General features: G+C 45.0%; 16 protein-coding genes. 12 read left to right on the forward strand and 4 right to left on the reverse strand.

What is annotated here, in order from left to right:
• Positions 1-12: 12 nt before the first annotated feature.
• The 5 genes from rnr (at position 13) to rplI (ending at position 5,216) form a co-directional block, all read left to right on the forward strand.
• Positions 13-2,514, forward strand: a complete 2,502-nt coding sequence (gene rnr / locus ITG10_RS09625; RefSeq protein WP_017632697.1) for a ribonuclease R — start codon at positions 13-15, stop codon at positions 2,512-2,514.
• 187 nt (positions 2,515-2,701) lie between these two features.
• Positions 2,702-3,442 carry a 23S rRNA (guanosine(2251)-2'-O)-methyltransferase RlmB gene (gene rlmB / locus ITG10_RS09630; protein WP_017632696.1) on the forward strand — a complete coding sequence of 247 codons (741 nt, stop codon included), beginning with the start codon at positions 2,702-2,704 and terminating at the stop codon, positions 3,440-3,442.
• A 553-nt stretch (positions 3,443-3,995) separates the two neighbouring features.
• Entirely contained in the window at positions 3,996-4,385 is a 390-nt protein-coding gene (gene rpsF / locus ITG10_RS09635; RefSeq protein ID WP_004741278.1) for a 30S ribosomal protein S6, read from the forward strand.
• Between the two features lie 112 nt (positions 4,386-4,497).
• Positions 4,498-4,725, forward strand: coding sequence for a 30S ribosomal protein S18 (gene rpsR / locus ITG10_RS09640; RefSeq protein ID WP_000090472.1), 228 nt, complete (start codon positions 4,498-4,500; stop codon positions 4,723-4,725).
• 38 nt (positions 4,726-4,763) lie between these two features.
• Entirely contained in the window at positions 4,764-5,216 is a 453-nt protein-coding gene (gene rplI / locus ITG10_RS09645) for a 50S ribosomal protein L9 (RefSeq protein ID WP_017632695.1), read from the forward strand.
• 201 nt (positions 5,217-5,417) lie between these two features.
• Here rplI and ITG10_RS09650 read toward each other — a convergent pair whose 3' ends face one another.
• Entirely contained in the window at positions 5,418-6,302 is an 885-nt protein-coding gene (locus ITG10_RS09650) for a DUF481 domain-containing protein (RefSeq protein ID WP_026084435.1), read from the reverse strand.
• A 175-nt stretch (positions 6,303-6,477) separates the two neighbouring features.
• Between ITG10_RS09650 and ITG10_RS09655 the strand changes: the two genes are divergently transcribed.
• From ITG10_RS09655 to ITG10_RS09665, 3 genes are read left to right on the forward strand one after another with little or no spacing between them, the layout of a single operon-like run.
• Entirely contained in the window at positions 6,478-7,869 is a 1,392-nt protein-coding gene (locus ITG10_RS09655) for a replicative DNA helicase (protein WP_016767560.1), read from the forward strand.
• A gap of 6 nt (positions 7,870-7,875) precedes the next feature.
• Positions 7,876-8,961 (forward strand): alanine racemase, encoded by a 1,086-nt coding sequence (alr, locus tag ITG10_RS09660; RefSeq protein ID WP_017632693.1) that lies wholly within the window; start codon positions 7,876-7,878, stop codon positions 8,959-8,961.
• A 2-nt stretch (positions 8,962-8,963) separates the two neighbouring features.
• Positions 8,964-10,169, forward strand: coding sequence for a BamA/TamA family outer membrane protein (locus ITG10_RS09665; protein WP_017632692.1), 1,206 nt, complete (start codon positions 8,964-8,966; stop codon positions 10,167-10,169).
• Between the two features lie 118 nt (positions 10,170-10,287).
• On the opposite strand, the gene ITG10_RS09670 is transcribed toward ITG10_RS09665, so the two are convergent.
• Positions 10,288-10,707 (reverse strand): secondary thiamine-phosphate synthase enzyme YjbQ, encoded by a 420-nt coding sequence (locus tag ITG10_RS09670; RefSeq protein ID WP_017632691.1) that lies wholly within the window; start codon positions 10,705-10,707, stop codon positions 10,288-10,290.
• 326 nt (positions 10,708-11,033) lie between these two features.
• On the opposite strand from ITG10_RS09670, the gene pgi reads away from it, so the two are divergent.
• Positions 11,034-12,686, forward strand: coding sequence for a glucose-6-phosphate isomerase (gene pgi, locus ITG10_RS09675; protein ID WP_017632690.1), 1,653 nt, complete (start codon positions 11,034-11,036; stop codon positions 12,684-12,686).
• Between the two features lie 140 nt (positions 12,687-12,826).
• Here pgi and ITG10_RS09680 read toward each other — a convergent pair whose 3' ends face one another.
• Positions 12,827-13,288, reverse strand: a complete 462-nt coding sequence (locus tag ITG10_RS09680) for a chemotaxis protein CheX (protein WP_017059940.1) — start codon at positions 13,286-13,288, stop codon at positions 12,827-12,829.
• Between the two features lie 17 nt (positions 13,289-13,305).
• Complete coding sequence (gene zur / locus ITG10_RS09685; protein WP_026084434.1) at positions 13,306-13,764, reverse strand: zinc uptake transcriptional repressor Zur; 459 nt, start codon at positions 13,762-13,764, stop codon at positions 13,306-13,308.
• A 314-nt stretch (positions 13,765-14,078) separates the two neighbouring features.
• Here zur and dusA point away from each other — a divergent pair, with 314 nt between their 5' ends.
• From dusA to ITG10_RS09700, 3 genes are all read left to right on the forward strand, one after another.
• The gene (gene dusA, locus ITG10_RS09690; protein ID WP_026084433.1) at positions 14,079-15,059 is read left to right on the forward strand and encodes a tRNA dihydrouridine(20/20a) synthase DusA; all 981 of its coding nucleotides are present in this window, start codon (positions 14,079-14,081) and stop codon (positions 15,057-15,059) included.
• Positions 15,060-15,269: 210 nt separating this feature from the next.
• Positions 15,270-15,491 (forward strand): envelope stress response protein PspG, encoded by a 222-nt coding sequence (pspG, locus tag ITG10_RS09695; protein ID WP_017632687.1) that lies wholly within the window; start codon positions 15,270-15,272, stop codon positions 15,489-15,491.
• 135 nt (positions 15,492-15,626) lie between these two features.
• Positions 15,627-16,298 (forward strand): TIGR04219 family outer membrane beta-barrel protein, encoded by a 672-nt coding sequence (locus ITG10_RS09700; RefSeq protein WP_026084432.1) that lies wholly within the window; start codon positions 15,627-15,629, stop codon positions 16,296-16,298.
• Positions 16,299-16,341 lie beyond the last annotated feature (43 nt).

A 16,341-nucleotide genomic window follows, 5' to 3' on the forward strand; every position in this document is an offset into this window, starting at 1 on the left:
GCAGGCCCGCCTATGTCAAAAAACACACCGATGTCAGAAAACACGACGGCTACAACCAATGTTGACCCTTTTGCCGACCGAGAGTCGAAAAATTACGACAACCCAGTACCAAGCCGAGAGTTCATTCTATCGTTTCTAACAGAAGCGAATATCCCAATGAACCGCAACGATCTATTCGAAGCTCTTGGCCTTGCTGGCGAGGAGCAATACGAAGGGCTACGTCGTCGTTTACGTGCTATGGAACGTGATGGACAACTGGTCTTTACTCGTCGCCAATGCTACGCACTACCTGAAAAGTTAGAGCTGATTAAAGGCTATGTGATTGGTCATAAAGATGGTCATGGCTGGGTTCGCCCAGATGGCAGTGTGGGTAAGGATAACGATATCTTGCTGCCACACCACCAGATGAAAACCATCATGCATGGTGATTATGTACTGGCTCAGCCTACAGACAACAGCAAGCGTGGTCGTCGTGAAGGTCGTTTGGTTCGCGTGCTTGAAGAGCGTACCACTCCGTTAGTGGGTCGTTTCTTCCTTGAGTACGGTCACTCTTACGTAGTTGCTGATGATTCACGTATCAGTCATGACATCCTAATCCCAACCGAGCATAAAGGCGGAGCTCGAATGGGTAATGTGGTTGTGATTGAAATTACGGATCGTGGTGGTCGTTCTCGTAACATGATGGGTAAAGTGACTGAAGTTCTTGGTGAGAACATGGCTCCGGGTATGGAAACGCAGATCGCGATCCGTACTCACCAGATCCCACAAGAGTGGCCTGAAGCGGTTGATAAGCAAATCGAAAACCTCGGTGAACATGTTCCTGAAGAAGCAAAAGAAGGCCGTGTTGATCTGCGCAAGCTGCCACTAGTTACTATTGATGGCGAAGATGCGCGCGATTTCGATGATGCAGTGTTCTGTGAAGCGAAGAAAGGCGGAGGCTGGCGCCTTTGGGTGGCGATTGCTGACGTAAGTTACTACGTTCGCCCTGATACAGCGCTAGACAAAGAAGCGATTAACCGTGGTAACTCGGTATATTTCCCATCGCAAGTTGTGCCTATGCTGCCAGAAGTACTTTCTAATGGCCTGTGTTCATTGAACCCGCAAGTAGACCGTCTGTGTATGGTGTGTGAGATGACTATCTCAGACAAAGGTAAACTATCGGGCTATAAGCATTACGAAGCGGTAATGAACTCTCATGCTCGTCTTACTTACAACAAAGTAGGCGCGATTCTAGATGGCAACGAAGAACTTCGTGAGCGTTACGTTCAAGAAGTGCCGCATCTAGAAGAGTTGCACAAGATGTACAAAGTGCTGAAGAAGACTCGTGATGAGCGCGGCGCGATTGAGTTTGAAACGGTAGAAACCAAATTTATCTTTAATGCGGATCGTAAGATTGACCGCATTGAACCTGTTGTTCGTAACGACGCACACAAGATCATCGAAGAGTGTATGATTCTTGCGAACATCGCATCGGCGTCTTACGTAGAAAAAGCGAAAGAGCCAGCTCTGTACCGTGTTCACGAAACTCCAGGTGAAGAGCGCTTAATGGGCTTCAAGAGCTTCTTAAGTGAATTAGGTTTAACACTGGAAGGTGGTCTGTCGCCATCTCCGGTAGACTACGCACAACTGATGCAACAGATTAACGAGCGTGAAGATCGTGAGTTAATCCAAACCATGCTATTGCGTTCAATGAAGCAAGCGGTCTACAACGCGGATAACGCAGGCCACTTTGGTTTAGCTCTTAAGCGCTATGCTCACTTTACCTCGCCGATTCGTCGTTACCCTGACTTGCTATTGCACCGTGCGATTAAGTACCTAATTGCGAAAGAAGGTGGTCGTAACAGCGAACGTTGGACGCCAACGGGTGGTTACCACTACACTTTCGATGATATGGATTTCTACGGTGAGCAGTGTTCTATGACTGAGCGTCGTGCCGATGATGCGACGCGTGAAGTGAACGACTGGCTGAAATGTGAATACATGCAAGACCATGTCGGTGAAGTGATGGATGGCGTGATTGCCAACGTGACTGGCTTTGGTTTCTTTGTACGTCTAACTGAACTGCACATTGATGGTTTGGTACATATCTCTGCGCTAGCGAACGATTACTACCAATTTGATGCTGTTGGCCAGCGTCTGGTAGGTGAAAGCTCAGGCAACATCTACCGATTGGGTGATTCGGTTAAAGTGAAGGTTTCTGCAGTTAACTTAGAAACTCGCCAAATCGATTTTGATTTAGAAGACACCGATCGTCAGCCGCGTGGTAAAGGCAAAACAGCCAAGAAGCGTGCCGCTGAAGCGATGAAAAAGGCGAAAAGTAAGAAGCGTTCAGCGGTGAAAAGCAATAAGCCGGGCGTTTCAGCGAAGCCTTTAGTCGAGCCAACTAAGCGACCTGATGGAAGCAGTGAAGGCCCAGCTAAGAAGAAAAAGTCACCGAACAAAACCGGTGCTGCTAAAGCGCGTGCTAAGAAAAAGCGTGCTGCAACCCGTAAGCCAAAAGCTGATAAGTCTTAAGACTGATAAATCTTAAGGTCATAAGGCGCTGTGCGAATTTAGCTATAGCGCCTCACTCAGTTAATATGAGCGTATCTAAATGCGAGAGTGTCAGGCGGAAGATGCATACTCTCGAAATAAACAATACAGAGATGAATACGTCGGTTTGACGTCATTCTTCTTTGGGCAATAAGAGTAATTTGAGACAATGAGTAACGAATTTATTTACGGTATTCACGCGGTGAAAGCCGTACTAGAAAAAGATCCTGCACGTTTTATCGAAGCGTATGTACTGAAAGGTCGCCAAGACGAGCGTCTTCTTCCATTACTGAACCAACTGCAACAGTTCGGCGTGTCGATCCAACAGATGGGTCGTAAGCCGCTTGATGAAAAAGCACAAGGTGCAAATCACCAAGGTATTATCGCTAAGGTGAAGCCTGCTAAGCAGCTTAATGAAACTCACCTAGATGACATCCTAGCGCAGCACGAACAACCGCTATTGTTAGTTCTAGATGGCGTAACAGACCCTCACAACCTAGGTGCTTGTCTGCGTAACGCTGATGCTGCTGGTGTTGCAGCTGTTATCGTACCGAAAGATCGCTCTTCGCCATTAACGGCAACGGTTAGCAAGGTTGCATGTGGTGCGGCTGAAACGGTTCCTCTAGTACGTGTAACTAACCTAGCTCGCACAATGCGTGCACTGCAAGAACAAGGCGTATGGTTTGTGGGCACGGCAGGTGAAGCAACGCATGACATCTACCAAGCGAAACTAACTGGCCCACTTGCGGTTGTGATGGGTGCAGAAGGTGATGGTATGCGTCGTCTGACGCGTGAAACCTGTGATGACCTGATCAAGATCCCGATGGCTGGCAGCGTATCAAGCCTGAACGTATCTGTGGCATCTGGTATTTGTTTGTTTGAAGCGGTACGTCAGCGCTTAGCTCAATAACCTTCGATGGAACACAAGTCTAGCGACTTAAGTGTCTGAATTTATTAGCGCTCACCACTTGCTGGTGGGCGTTTCTTTTTAGGCTGTTATGAAAGAACGGATTGGTTTGTCAGATGGCAAGGGGCTGTTGCTCTTTCGTGGTTGAATTTTGTTCGAGATAAAATCGTTTTAGGCGCGCGAAGAGTATGTAGCCTAGTCATTCTAAGCAAATACTCTTCAACAAAGCGTAAAGCGATTTTAGCCGAACCCTCGGGCAGCCTTTGTGGTTCATTTCTACTGCGTTATCGGCTTTTTATGTAGGCTAGCTACACGTCAAAGCCTCTGTCTTGTATAAATTTCCCACAAAGAGCTGTAAAAGCTAGCTCGAAAGATTAACAGCCCCTAAATGGCGAAAGAAAAACTGTTTCATTATTCGCCAAATACCGCTTGCCAATACAGGGTTCTTTCTATAATATTTGCCGTCCTTAAAACTCGGTCATTTATCTTTAGTTCCTTGCTTCCTCTGGACGACCGGGCCACTCGTGGAAGCTAATAATCCGTAAGGAGCAACCAAATGCGTCATTACGAAATCGTATTCATGGTTCACCCTGATCAAAGCGAGCAAGTTGCTGGCATGATCGAGCGTTACACTGGTTCTATCACTGAAGCTGGCGGTACTATCCACCGTCTAGAAGACTGGGGTCGTCGTCAAATGGCTTACCCAATCAACAAGCTTCACAAAGCTCACTACGTTCTTATGAACGTTGAAGCTGGTCAAGAAGTGATTGACGAGCTAGAAACTGCTTTCCGTTTCAACGATGCAGTTCTACGTAACATGATCATGCGCACTAAAGGCGCTGTGACTGAGCAATCTATTATGCTTAAGCAAAAAGAAGAGCGTGCAGAGCGTGCTCCTCGTCGTGAAGAGCGTACAGAAGCTAAACCAGAAGCAGCTGCTGAGTAATTCTTTTTTGGCTTAATGCCTTAAAACATTCTCAACTTGTTTTAGGTCGTTGATAGTTATTTCGATAATTGTGAAAGACCGCTTTACTAAATTTAAGATCAGGAGATAGCCCATGGCTCGTTTCTTCCGTCGTCGTAAATTCTGCCGTTTCACTGCAGAAGGCGTACAAGAGATTGACTACAAAGACGTAGCAACTCTTAAAAACTACATCACTGAAGCTGGTAAAATCGTACCTAGCCGTATCACTGGTACAAGCGCTAAGTACCAGCGTCAACTAGCTCGCGCTATCAAGCGTTCTCGTTACCTAGCTCTACTACCGTACACTGACAAGCATCAGTAATCGGTAATAGTTAATAATAGTTTAAGAGGACTAAGATAATGCAAGTTATTCTACTTGATAAGATCGGTAACCTAGGTGGCCTTGGCGACCAAGTAAACGTTAAATCTGGTTACGCTCGTAACTTCCTTATCCCACAGGGTAAAGCAGTTATGGCAACTAAAGACAACGTTGCTATGTTCGAAACTCGTCGTGCTGAACTAGAAGCTAAAGTTGCTGAGCAACTAGCTGCTGCTGAAGCTCGTGCAGAGAGCGTTAACACTCTAGAAGGCGTTTCAATCGCTTCTAAAGCTGGTGACGAAGGTAAACTATTCGGTTCTATCGGTACTCGTGACATCGCTGACGCTATTACAGCGGCAGGTGTTGCAGTAGCTAAGAGCGAAGTACGCCTACCTGAAGGCGCTCTACGTAACATCGGCGAATTCGAAGTAAGCATCCAACTTCACTCTGAAGTTTTTGCTACTGCGAAAATCGCTATCGTTGCAGCTGAGTAATTTCAGTACCAAGACGAATTCTTTCTTTATGAAAGTTTTAAACACCAGCTTTGGCTGGTGTTTTTTTATGCCTGTAATATAGGAAACATAAGGGAAGGTTGAAGTAAGCAAAAAGCTTACGGTGTCCCATAAGCTCTTATTATTGATTAGACGCTGCCGTTAAGAATGGAGTTTCTCTTAAGCTTAGAGTTAGTCTTAACGTTAGAATTGGAAGAGCAGGTTAATAGACAGCACAGAGTCTTCTTTGCTTAACCCTTCAGGCACCTTATCGTGGTACTGGCGAGAGTGAGCGATCTTAAGCGCGATATTGTCAGTAATATCGTTGATGGCCTCAAGTTCGGTATCAAATTTTAGGTTACTGTGGCCAGACACTAGCGTTACATCCGCTTTGAGCTGCAAATTCTTTAACATCTGCCAAGACGTATTCACGTTACCACGGAAAATTGCTTCTTCAACAATCTCGGGGAAGATGATGTCATCGTCGTCTAGCTCATCGAGATTCGGCTCTTGGTAACGAAAACCCGGACCCACTTCGACTTCCAACACAAACTCTTCGGTATTCGAAAACTGGTAACCAAGACCACTAGATACTGTGTAGTCCTTAAAGTAAGCACTGTATCGAGAATCGACACCTTTAAAGCTGCCGTAAAGATAGGTTTTAGGGCTTAACTTGTAGTCACTCTGAGCTGAGTAAGTCGATTGCCTTTTATCTTCTTCGCCATCTTTGTAGAGGTTGTAGTATTTCCATTCGCCACTGGTTCTGTGACGGCCAGCCGTGTACTCGCCGTTTAGGCGTGCATTCAACGAACGTGAATCAGAATTACCAGTATGCGACTGATATCCAAATTCGACTTCAGTTTTTAGTGGGCTTGGCAGTTCAGTGTCACTCGTATCACTTGGTGCGATATCCATATCTTTTTCTTCAGGTGTCGGTGCAACGACGATCGGCTCAGCAGTAGGTTCTGGTACTACTATAGAGTCGAGGATTGCATCAACATCGGTTTTAGCATCATCAGCTAAAGCCATCGGAGTGCTCAGGAGACCAGTGCTTAGAAGACTAGTGCTCAGAGCCAATAATTTGGACACGCATACCTCAGTTATACAGTGAATGAATGGAAGGATCGTAATGCTACCCTTGGTTAATTCCGTCAGCAATAAGTAAATTCTTCCTGAAGAATAAAACAAACTCATAGGATCGGATTACAAATGAGTGTTCTTGGGTATAATGAACGATCATTATTAGTTATTGAGTGTAGTCATAGTGGATACCAAAAGTCAGAAATCAGCCAACGATCAGGTGGACGCCATCAAGGTCCCGCCACATTCATTAGAAGCTGAGCAATCTGTGATTGGCGGTTTGTTATTGGATAACGAACGCTGGGATACGGTTGCCGAAAAGGTTGTGGCCAAAGACTTTTATAGTCGTCCTCACCGTCTGATCTTTGAAGCGGTAAAAGATATCCTTGAAGAGAGCTCTCCTCTGGATCTTATTACACTCTCTGAACACTTAGAGCTACGTGAGCAACTTGAAGAAGTGGGTGGCTTTGCCTACCTTGCTGACTTAGCTAAGAACACACCAAGTGCAGCAAACATCAATGCTTATGCGGATATCGTGGCACAGCGTGCACTCGTTCGTAGCCTAATTGGTGTAGCAAATGAGATTGCGGATTCTGGTTACGATCCACAAGGTCGTACATCGGAAGAACTGGTTGATCTTGCTGAAAGCAAAGTCTTCGCGATTGCAGAAGGCCGAGCAAGTGAAAACGAAGGTCCGCAAAACGTTGATAGCATTCTAGAGAAGACGCTAGAACGTATCGAAATTCTATACAAAACGCCACAAGATGGTGTGACAGGTGTCGATACGGGTTTCAACGACCTCAATAAGAAAACAGCTGGCCTACAAGGTTCTGACTTAATCATTGTCGCTGCGCGTCCATCGATGGGTAAAACGACCTTCGCGATGAACCTGTGTGAAAACGCGGCGATGAAGCAAGACAAGCCAGTATTAATCTTCTCGCTAGAGATGCCAGCTGAACAGCTGATGATGCGTATGCTTGCGTCACTTTCTCGCGTAGACCAAACCAAGATTCGTACCGGTCAATTGGACGATGAAGATTGGGCTCGTATCTCGTCGAGTATGGGTATTCTGATGGATAAGAAGAATATGTATATCGATGACAGTTCGGGTCTAACACCAACCGAAGTACGCTCTCGTGCTCGACGTATTGCTCGTGAACACGATGGTATCTCTATGATCATGATAGATTACCTTCAATTAATGCGTGTTCCTTCATTATCAGATAACCGTACTCTTGAAATCGCCGAGATTTCTCGCTCGTTGAAAGCGCTAGCAAAAGAGCTCAACGTTCCGGTTGTTGCACTTTCTCAGCTTAACCGTTCCCTAGAGCAACGTGCTGATAAGCGCCCAGTTAACTCGGATTTGCGTGAATCAGGTTCGATTGAGCAAGATGCCGATTTGATCATGTTCATCTATCGTGATGAGGTTTATAACCCAGACAGTTCACTGAAAGGCATCGCTGAAATTATCCTTGGTAAGCAGCGTAACGGTCCTATCGGCTCGGTTCGTCTGACATTCCAAGGGCAACACTCCCGATTTGATAACTATGCAGGCCCTGCATTTGATGATGAGTAATCGCTAATGACTTACATGAAAGCGGCGACGGCGAGCATTGACTTAAACGCGCTCGAACATAACCTGAACCAGATAAAGTCGAAAGCGCCTCAGTGCAAGGTAATGTCTGTTGTGAAAGCCAATGGCTACGGACACGGCTTACTGCATATCGCCAAACATTCAAAAAGTTCTGATGCTTTTGGTGTGGCGCGTATTGAAGAAGCATTACAGCTTCGTGCTGGTGGCATAGTTAAACCTATTTTGTTGCTGGAAGGTTTTTACTCTTCGGGTGACTTACCAATTCTAGTGACCAATAACATTCAAACCGTGGTGCATTGTGAAGAGCAATTAAGCGCGCTAGAGAATGCCGATTTGGAAACACCCGTTGTGGTATGGTTAAAAGTCGACAGTGGTATGCATCGTTTAGGTGTTCGTCCTGAGCAATACCAAAACTTTGTTGAGCGTTTGCATCAATGTGCGAATGTAGCTAAACCTCTTCGTTACATGAGCCACTTTGGTTGCGCTGATGAGTTGGATAGAAGCACGACCGTTGAGCAGACTGAGCTTTTCTTATCTCTTACCGATGGTTGTGAAGGGGAGCGTTCACTTGCTGCTTCTGCGGGTCTATTAGCTTGGCCTGATAGCCATCTTGATTGGGTTCGCCCCGGAATCATCTCTTATGGTGTTTCTCCGTTTGTTGATAAATCAGCGCAAGAGCTGGGCTTTTTGCCGGTGATGACTCTGACTTCACACTTAATTGCGGTTCGTGATGTGAAGGCTGGTGAAAGTGTGGGTTATGGTGGTAACTGGACCAGTGAGCGTGATACCAAGGTTGGTGTTATCGCAATTGGTTACGGCGATGGTTATCCTCGCACTGCACCTAACGGCACCCCAGTATTCGTTAACGGTAGAAAAGTACCAATCGCAGGGCGTGTCTCCATGGACATGCTAACGGTTGACCTTGGTCCTGATGCTACGGATAAAGTGAGTGACGAAGCGACGCTTTGGGGTAAAGACTTACCTTCAGAAGAAGTCGCGGAACATATCGGCACTATCGCTTACGAACTCGTGACTAAACTGACGTCTCGCGTGGCGATGGAATACGTAAAATAGATATGTTCAAGCGAACTTCTCGATACTGGTTAATGTCTGCAATGGCAGTAACTGGTGTCAGCTTTTCTTCTTCTGTTCTAAGTGAAGAAAAAGACTCCGCTTTTGTTCCTTTCTATTTCAGCACCGAAACCATGGGTAATACCTTTGGGGTTGCTGGTGTCGCAAAGGGCGTTTGGCAACCTCAAGCCGCTCTGTTTGGTATGGCGCTTTATTCAGACAAAGACAGTTACGTCGGTTTTCTCTCGGCCTTTAATTATGCCTTGTCTGAGAATGTCTTGTTTAGTACTCAGATGTACCAAGCGCGCTTCAACGACAATCCTTATTATATTGGCTCTCAAGGCGATAACGATTCATCTATCGATGACAAAACCATTGCCGATGGCTTAGAGCAGAATTATCAGTTTGAATTTAAGTATCTGCTGCCTTGGGGCAATGTTGCAGAGCATGGCTTACTCGGCGCGTTTCAGCCAATCAAAGATGTCAGTTTTGCTTCGCCAGTTGAATCGGGTGTCAGTTCGATTGTCTTTACGCCGTTTTATACCGCTCGTGAGCTGGAAGGTTTAAATAATACCGAGGAGGCGACCGGTTTTAGTTTGGCGTTCGATTGGGATAATCGTGATAGTACTCGTAACCCAACCAAAGGCTCTCATACTAACCTTGAGTTCACCACCGGTGCCGATAGTTGGTCTAACGACGATTTGTGGCTGAAATGGACTTTTCAAAACAGTCAGTACTTCGCTTTAGGTCCTCTAGGGGACTTGTTCGACCAACAAGTTGTGGCACTCGATTTCTATACCGCTGATACACCAACCTGGGATAACTGCTCTGGGCAGGATTGCGCTCGTCCACCGGAAACAGAACAAGCTCGGCTCGGTGGTTTGTATCGTTTACGTGGCTATACTGGAGGTCGATATCATGGGCGATCTGCGGTTCACTATTCTGCAGAGTATCGAGTGCTCCCAGATTGGCAGCCACTCGGCAACATTCCGCTGATCAACTACTACGATTTGCCTTGGTGGCAATGGGTGGCGTTTGCTGAAATAGGGCGCGTTGCGGACGAGTACGATATCAAAACACTGCACACAGACATGAAATGGAGCTTAGGCGGCGCGGTTCGTTTTCAAGTGGAAGGCATTGTTGTTCGTGCCGAATTAGCGCGAGGCGGTGATGAAGGGACCTTTAGGGTTATGATAAACCAGCCCTTCTAAAGCTTTCGGCCTACAATAGGCCAAATACTATCTTGATAAGAGTGGTCGTGGAAACACACCACTCTTTTTGTATTAAAAAAGCATTGTTTTTATTAATAAAATCTTGCTTTCAAATAGTCTACTCACCTTGAATAGTCGCAATCACTGTGCGGCTGCCACCACAATCACGGTGTTCACCCAAGTATATGCCCTGCCATGTTCCCAAAGCTAAACGACCGTTGGTTATCGGAATTGTCACACTGGTGCCAAGTGTCGATGCTTTAATATGAGCAGGCATGTCATCATCACCTTCATAGGTGTGTCTGTAATAAGCGGCTCGCTCGGGTACGAACTTATTGAAGTGTGATTCCATGTCGCGGCGAACCGTCGGATCGGCGTTCTCATTCAGCGTTAGGCTGGCAGAGGTATGCTGAATGAATAGATGTAATAAACCAACAGATAGAGAATTGATATCGTGTATCTGTTGTTCAATTTCATCAGTAATGAGATGGAATCCACGCTTTCGTGCATTTAGGTGTATAGTCTTCTGAATCCACATACGCCATCCTTTATAATGTATTTGGAAAAAAAGTGGTTTAACGCTATCTTTTGAACTTGAATTTATCAGGTCTCGCTCACATTTAATTATGTTAGAGCTAGAGTCTGCTCCGATCTTTCTGTCAGGAATTCGAATCCTGATTTATCTCAAGGTGCAGCTCTTCATATACGGCATAATACGTCGTGAAAAAAAATTACAAAGAATCTTTCAGTGGTGATGCGATTTGGTCATCACAGAAAAATATAAACTTTCGCCTAATCGGGGGTTCTATTCATCACCCAGGTGACGTTTAGAATAAAACCTACAGTAACATCGGGATAGATACCATGTTGAAAAATATCAACCCAACGCAAACACAAGCGTGGAAAGCTCTAACTGCACATTTTGAGTCTGCTCAAGATATGGATATGAAAGAGCTATTTGCTCAAGATGCAAAGCGTTTCGAGAGCTTTTCTACTCGCTTCGGTTCAGACATCTTAGTGGATTACTCTAAGAACCTAATCGACGCTGAGACTATGCAGCACCTATTTGCTCTTGCAAACGAGACTGAAGTTAAGTCTGCAATTGAAGCGATGTTTGGCGGTGATGCAATCAACAAGACTGAAGGCCGTTCAGTACTTCACACAGCTCTGCGTAACCGTAGCGACAACCCAGTAATGGTTGATGGCAAAGACGTAATGCCTGCTGTTAACGCTGTACTAGCAAAAATGGAACTGTTCACGCACCGCATCGTTTCTGGTGAGTGGAAAGGTTACACAGGTAAAGAGATCACTGATGTAGTAAACATCGGTATCGGCGGTTCGGACCTTGGTCCATACATGGTGACTGAAGCGCTAACACCATACAAAACTCGCCTAAACATGCACTTCGTTTCTAACGTAGATGGTACTCACATTGTTGAGACACTTAAGCCTCTAAACCCAGAAACAACGTTATTCCTAGTTGCATCTAAAACATTCACTACTCAAGAAACAATGACGAACGCGCACTCTGCACGTGATTGGTTCTTGGCTGAAGCGGGTGACAACGCACACGTTGCTAAACACTTCGCAGCACTATCAACTAACGCAACTGCGGTAGCTGAGTTTGGTATTGATACTGACAACATGTTCGAATTCTGGGACTGGGTTGGTGGTCGTTATTCACTATGGTCTGCGATCGGTCTTTCTATTTCTCTTTCTGTAGGCTTCGATAACTTCGTTGAGCTACTAGAAGGCGCTCACGAGATGGATAACCACTTTGCTTCAACTGAGTTTGAAAGCAACATTCCAGTAATCCTTGCGCTTATCGGTATTTGGTACAACAACTTCCACGGCGCTGAGTCAGAAGCGATTCTACCTTACGATCAATACATGCACCGTTTCGCTGCGTACTTCCAGCAAGGTAACATGGAATCGAATGGTAAATTTGTAGACCGTGAAGGCAACCCAGTAGAGTACCAAACAGGTCCTATCATCTGGGGTGAACCGGGTACAAATGGCCAGCACGCTTTCTACCAACTGATCCACCAAGGCACTAAGCTGATCCCATCAGACTTCATCGCGCCTGCTATCAGCCACAACCCAGCATCTGATCACCACCAGAAGCTGATGTCTAACTTCTTTGCTCAAACTGAAGCTCTAGCATTCGGTAAGACAAAAGAGACAGTAGAAGCTGAATTCCTAGCGGCTGGCAAAACAGCTGAAGAAGTAGCTGAACTAGTGCCTTTCAAAGTATTTGAAGGTAACCGCCCAACGAACTCAATTCTTGTTAAGCAAATCAACCCTCGCTCTTTAGGTAACCTAATCGCGATGTACGAGCACAAGATCTTTGTTCAAGGCGTTATCTGGAACATCTTCAGCTTTGACCAATGGGGTGTAGAACTTGGTAAGCAACTAGCAAACCAAATTCTTCCAGAGCTTGCTGACGACGCACAAGTAACGTCTCACGACAGCTCAACTAACGGTCTGATCAACGCATTTAAAGCACTTAAAGCTTAATTGAGTTGATAGCCTAAAAAGAAACGCCAACCTTCGGGTTGGCATTTTTGTATCTGTAGAGTAAGCAATGGTTAAATCGCAGATAATAAAAAAGGCTGACATATCTGTCAGCCTCTTAAATATTCATAGTGGCGCTACTTCTATTCGAAGCAGATCTCGATGAAGGCATTACCCCATTGAGATGAGAAAGGCATGATGATGATCGCCCCATCACACTTGTGACGAATCGTGTGGCCTTTACCGGAAACCACGATTGGCGTTGCCATGTCGAAGTCAAAGCCGCTTTCTGCAAGAATACGTTTTGCACCGCCCGTTACCATGTTAGTGATTTCACCCACCATATCGGTCACTTCTTCGTTCAGGCCGTTTGGTCGTTCACCTAGCATGTTTTCCATGATTTCGAGAGCGAGACCTTCATCGAAGGTGATCGACATCGAACCACGAGACTGTGTACCCACCATACCAATCAGGCCAGATACATCACCACGAGCGATTTCATCTTTCTTCACTCTTGGTTTTTGTGGCTTCAATTCTAGAGAAGCCATCGTTTTTAATACGTTCATCAAAGAAGCTAAAAACGGGTTTACAAATTCAGCGCGCATAATGTTCTTCTATAATCTTATTCTTTCATCTCAGAGGAGCAGCTTTGGCAAATGCCATGTGATTCAATGACATGATTGGTCAATTGAAAGCCATGCTTCTCAGCGTTACTCGCGAGTAGAGTGACAAGCGCATCGTCTTGCAGTTCTATCACAGTGCCACATTTATCGCAGATCAGTAGTTGAGAGAAATGTTTGTCGGCATTGCAAGAACAGCAGCATATAAAGCTATTGGTTGACTCAACTCGGTGAATGAAACCTTGTTCTAACAAGAAATCTAAAGCGCGATAAACCGTAGGTGGTTTGGCTTGTGGTTCACTGACTTTCAACTGCTCTAACAATTCATAAGCACTGGAGGCTTTTTTATTAGAGAGAATGAGCTCAAACACTCGCTTTCTTTGAGGCGTTAATCGAACGCCTCGCGATGCGCATATCCCTTCAACTTGCTCTATTAATGTGTGGTCCAAATTTTTCACCATTCAATCGGCCATCCCTATCCAAACTCTATTTCTAGGTTACTACGTTTTGGGGGCCAATGATTTCTATTAAAGTCAGGTACAGAGCGTATTGTGACCCACGACTTTGAATAAGACAAGGTAACTCAAAATGACAGTGTGACTCAAGGCATAACTGATTAGTGAGGTTGAATTAGAGATCTGGTGAATAGGTTTATAAAAAAAGTGTGAGGCAAAGTTCATATAGCACAAACAGGGTATAGCATTTACAATAGCCGACCTTGCTTTTGCTGGGTATTCCAGCATATTTTTTTGACTCGCTACTAGGGTACTTTACCATGACACATTCATGTAGGTTGTCCGTCGCTCCAATGCTCGATTGGACTGACCGCCACTGTCGTTACTTTCACCGTTTGCTTTCTCAGCAGACTCTTCTGTACACGGAAATGGTAACAACGGGCGCGATCTTACATGGTAAGGGCGACTTCCTAGAATATAACGAGCAAGAACACCCTCTTGCACTTCAACTTGGTGGTTCAAACCCAGTTGACTTAGCTGCTTGTGCCAAGCTTGCTGGTGAGCGTGGCTATGATGAAGTAAACCTTAACGTAGGTTGCCCTTCAGACCGAGTTCAAAACGGTCGCTTTGGTGCTTGCCTAATGGCTGAGCCTGAGCTGGTGGCAGATTGTGTATCAGCAATGAAAGAAGTGACCGATATTCCAATCACAGTGAAAATGCGAATTGGTATCGATGATCAAGACTCTTATGAGTTTCTAACTAAGTTTGTTTCGACAGTTTCTGAAAAAGGCGGCTGTGAGCAATTTACTATCCATGCACGTAAAGCATGGTTGAGTGGTCTAAGCCCGAAAGAGAACCGAGAGATCCCACCTCTAGACTACGATCGTGCATACCAAATCAAGAAAGACTTCTCTGATCTAGTGATTGCCGTGAATGGTGGTATTACTACTCTTGAGCAAACTAAAGAGCACTTGCAACACCTTGATGGTGTGATGATCGGTCGTGAGGCTTACCATAGTCCATTTATTCTTGCGGAAGTTGACCAACAGATCTTTGGCTTAGATACGCCAATTAAGAAACGCTCACAAGTTGTTGAAGAGATGTACCCGTACATTGAGCGTGAACTTTCAAATGGTGCGAGCTTAGGACATATCTCTCGTCATATGCTTGGTCTTTTCCAAAGCATGCCGGGTGCGAGACAATGGCGTCGCTACATCAGCGAAAATGCACATAAGAAAGGCGCAGGTATCGAAGTAATGCAGACGGCATTAGCTAAGATTCCTAAAGAGCTGAACGTATAGCCTCTCTCAAGGTGAAGAGTCTACGTTAAGGTTAAATTCGCCATTAGAGGCTAAATTTACCACTTTGATTTGTTGGAAAGCCACGTGTGAAAATACGTGGCTTTTTATTTGCTTGATAAATAAGGGTTTTGTTGGTTTTTGTAACTTGGTACAGAAGCTGCAATGTTGAAAGTAGGAAAGATAGGTCATGAACTCATTAGGGAGACCATTATGTTTGAATTAATCTTTGTTCTTATTTTCGTAGCAACTCTGCTTGTCACTGGTATTACGTTTATGACGGTATTGGCCGCAACTGGTGTAGCACTGTTAGTCATGCTGGTCTTGGGTATGATGAGTGTCGTCTTTAAGCTGTTGCCTTGGTTGATTGTGATTGCAATCGGTGTGTGGTTTTTCAAAAACTATGTACACAGTTCTAACCAAAGACGTTACTAACGTCATGATGCCGTCAAATCTTTATTCACCAGCGGTTTATCGTTCTAGTCTTTAAGATGTGTGATAGAATTTTCCCCAATAATCTATGAATGTGCATACACTTAGCACAACGATATGGAATTGGAGCTATCTCAAATGAATAAAATGCCATTAATTGCTTTAGTAGGAATGCTATCTTTAAGTTCGGCAGTCGCTGCTGAAGAAGAGTTTTCTTACACGGCTAAAGTCGGTGCCGATATGTGGTGGGGAAGTACCAAGCTAAACGAAGTGAGACAAGACGAAGATTCTAACTCTCCTTCTGTGTATTTCGCATTTGAGCATAATGCCCCAATGCTGCCAAATGCTAGCTTCCGTTATACGTCTATTGATACGGATGCTTTGGCTTTTGATAAGTACGACTACACGTTTTATTACACGCTGTTAGAACACAAGCTGATGAACTTCGATGCGGGTGTAACGTTTACTCAGTATTCAAACTCGAATTACATCGAACCAACAGTGACAGGCGCGAAAACATCAACTTTTGATGAATTTACGTGGAGCTTCTACGGTAACGCAGAGATCAACGTTCCTGATACCAACTTCGATATCATTGGTACGATGGAATTCGGTGATAGCAGCGGCATTAAGAGCACGGACCTAATGGCAGGTGTTCAGTACCGAATCCCTGTGTCAGAATCTGAAATTGCTCTGCGTGGTGGCTACCGTGTTATCGACCTAGACTCAGATGAGTTCTTTAAATCTGATCTAGGTAAAAGCTTTGTTATGGTAGATGGCTGGTTTGCTGGTGCGGAAGTACGCTTCTAAGCGATTAAAGCTTATTTTGAAAAGCATTTAGAACAAATTTTAA

The sequence above is a fragment of the Vibrio sp. ED004 genome (assembly GCF_023206395.1).
In the GTDB taxonomy this organism is placed as follows: Bacteria; Pseudomonadota; Gammaproteobacteria; order Enterobacterales; family Vibrionaceae; genus Vibrio.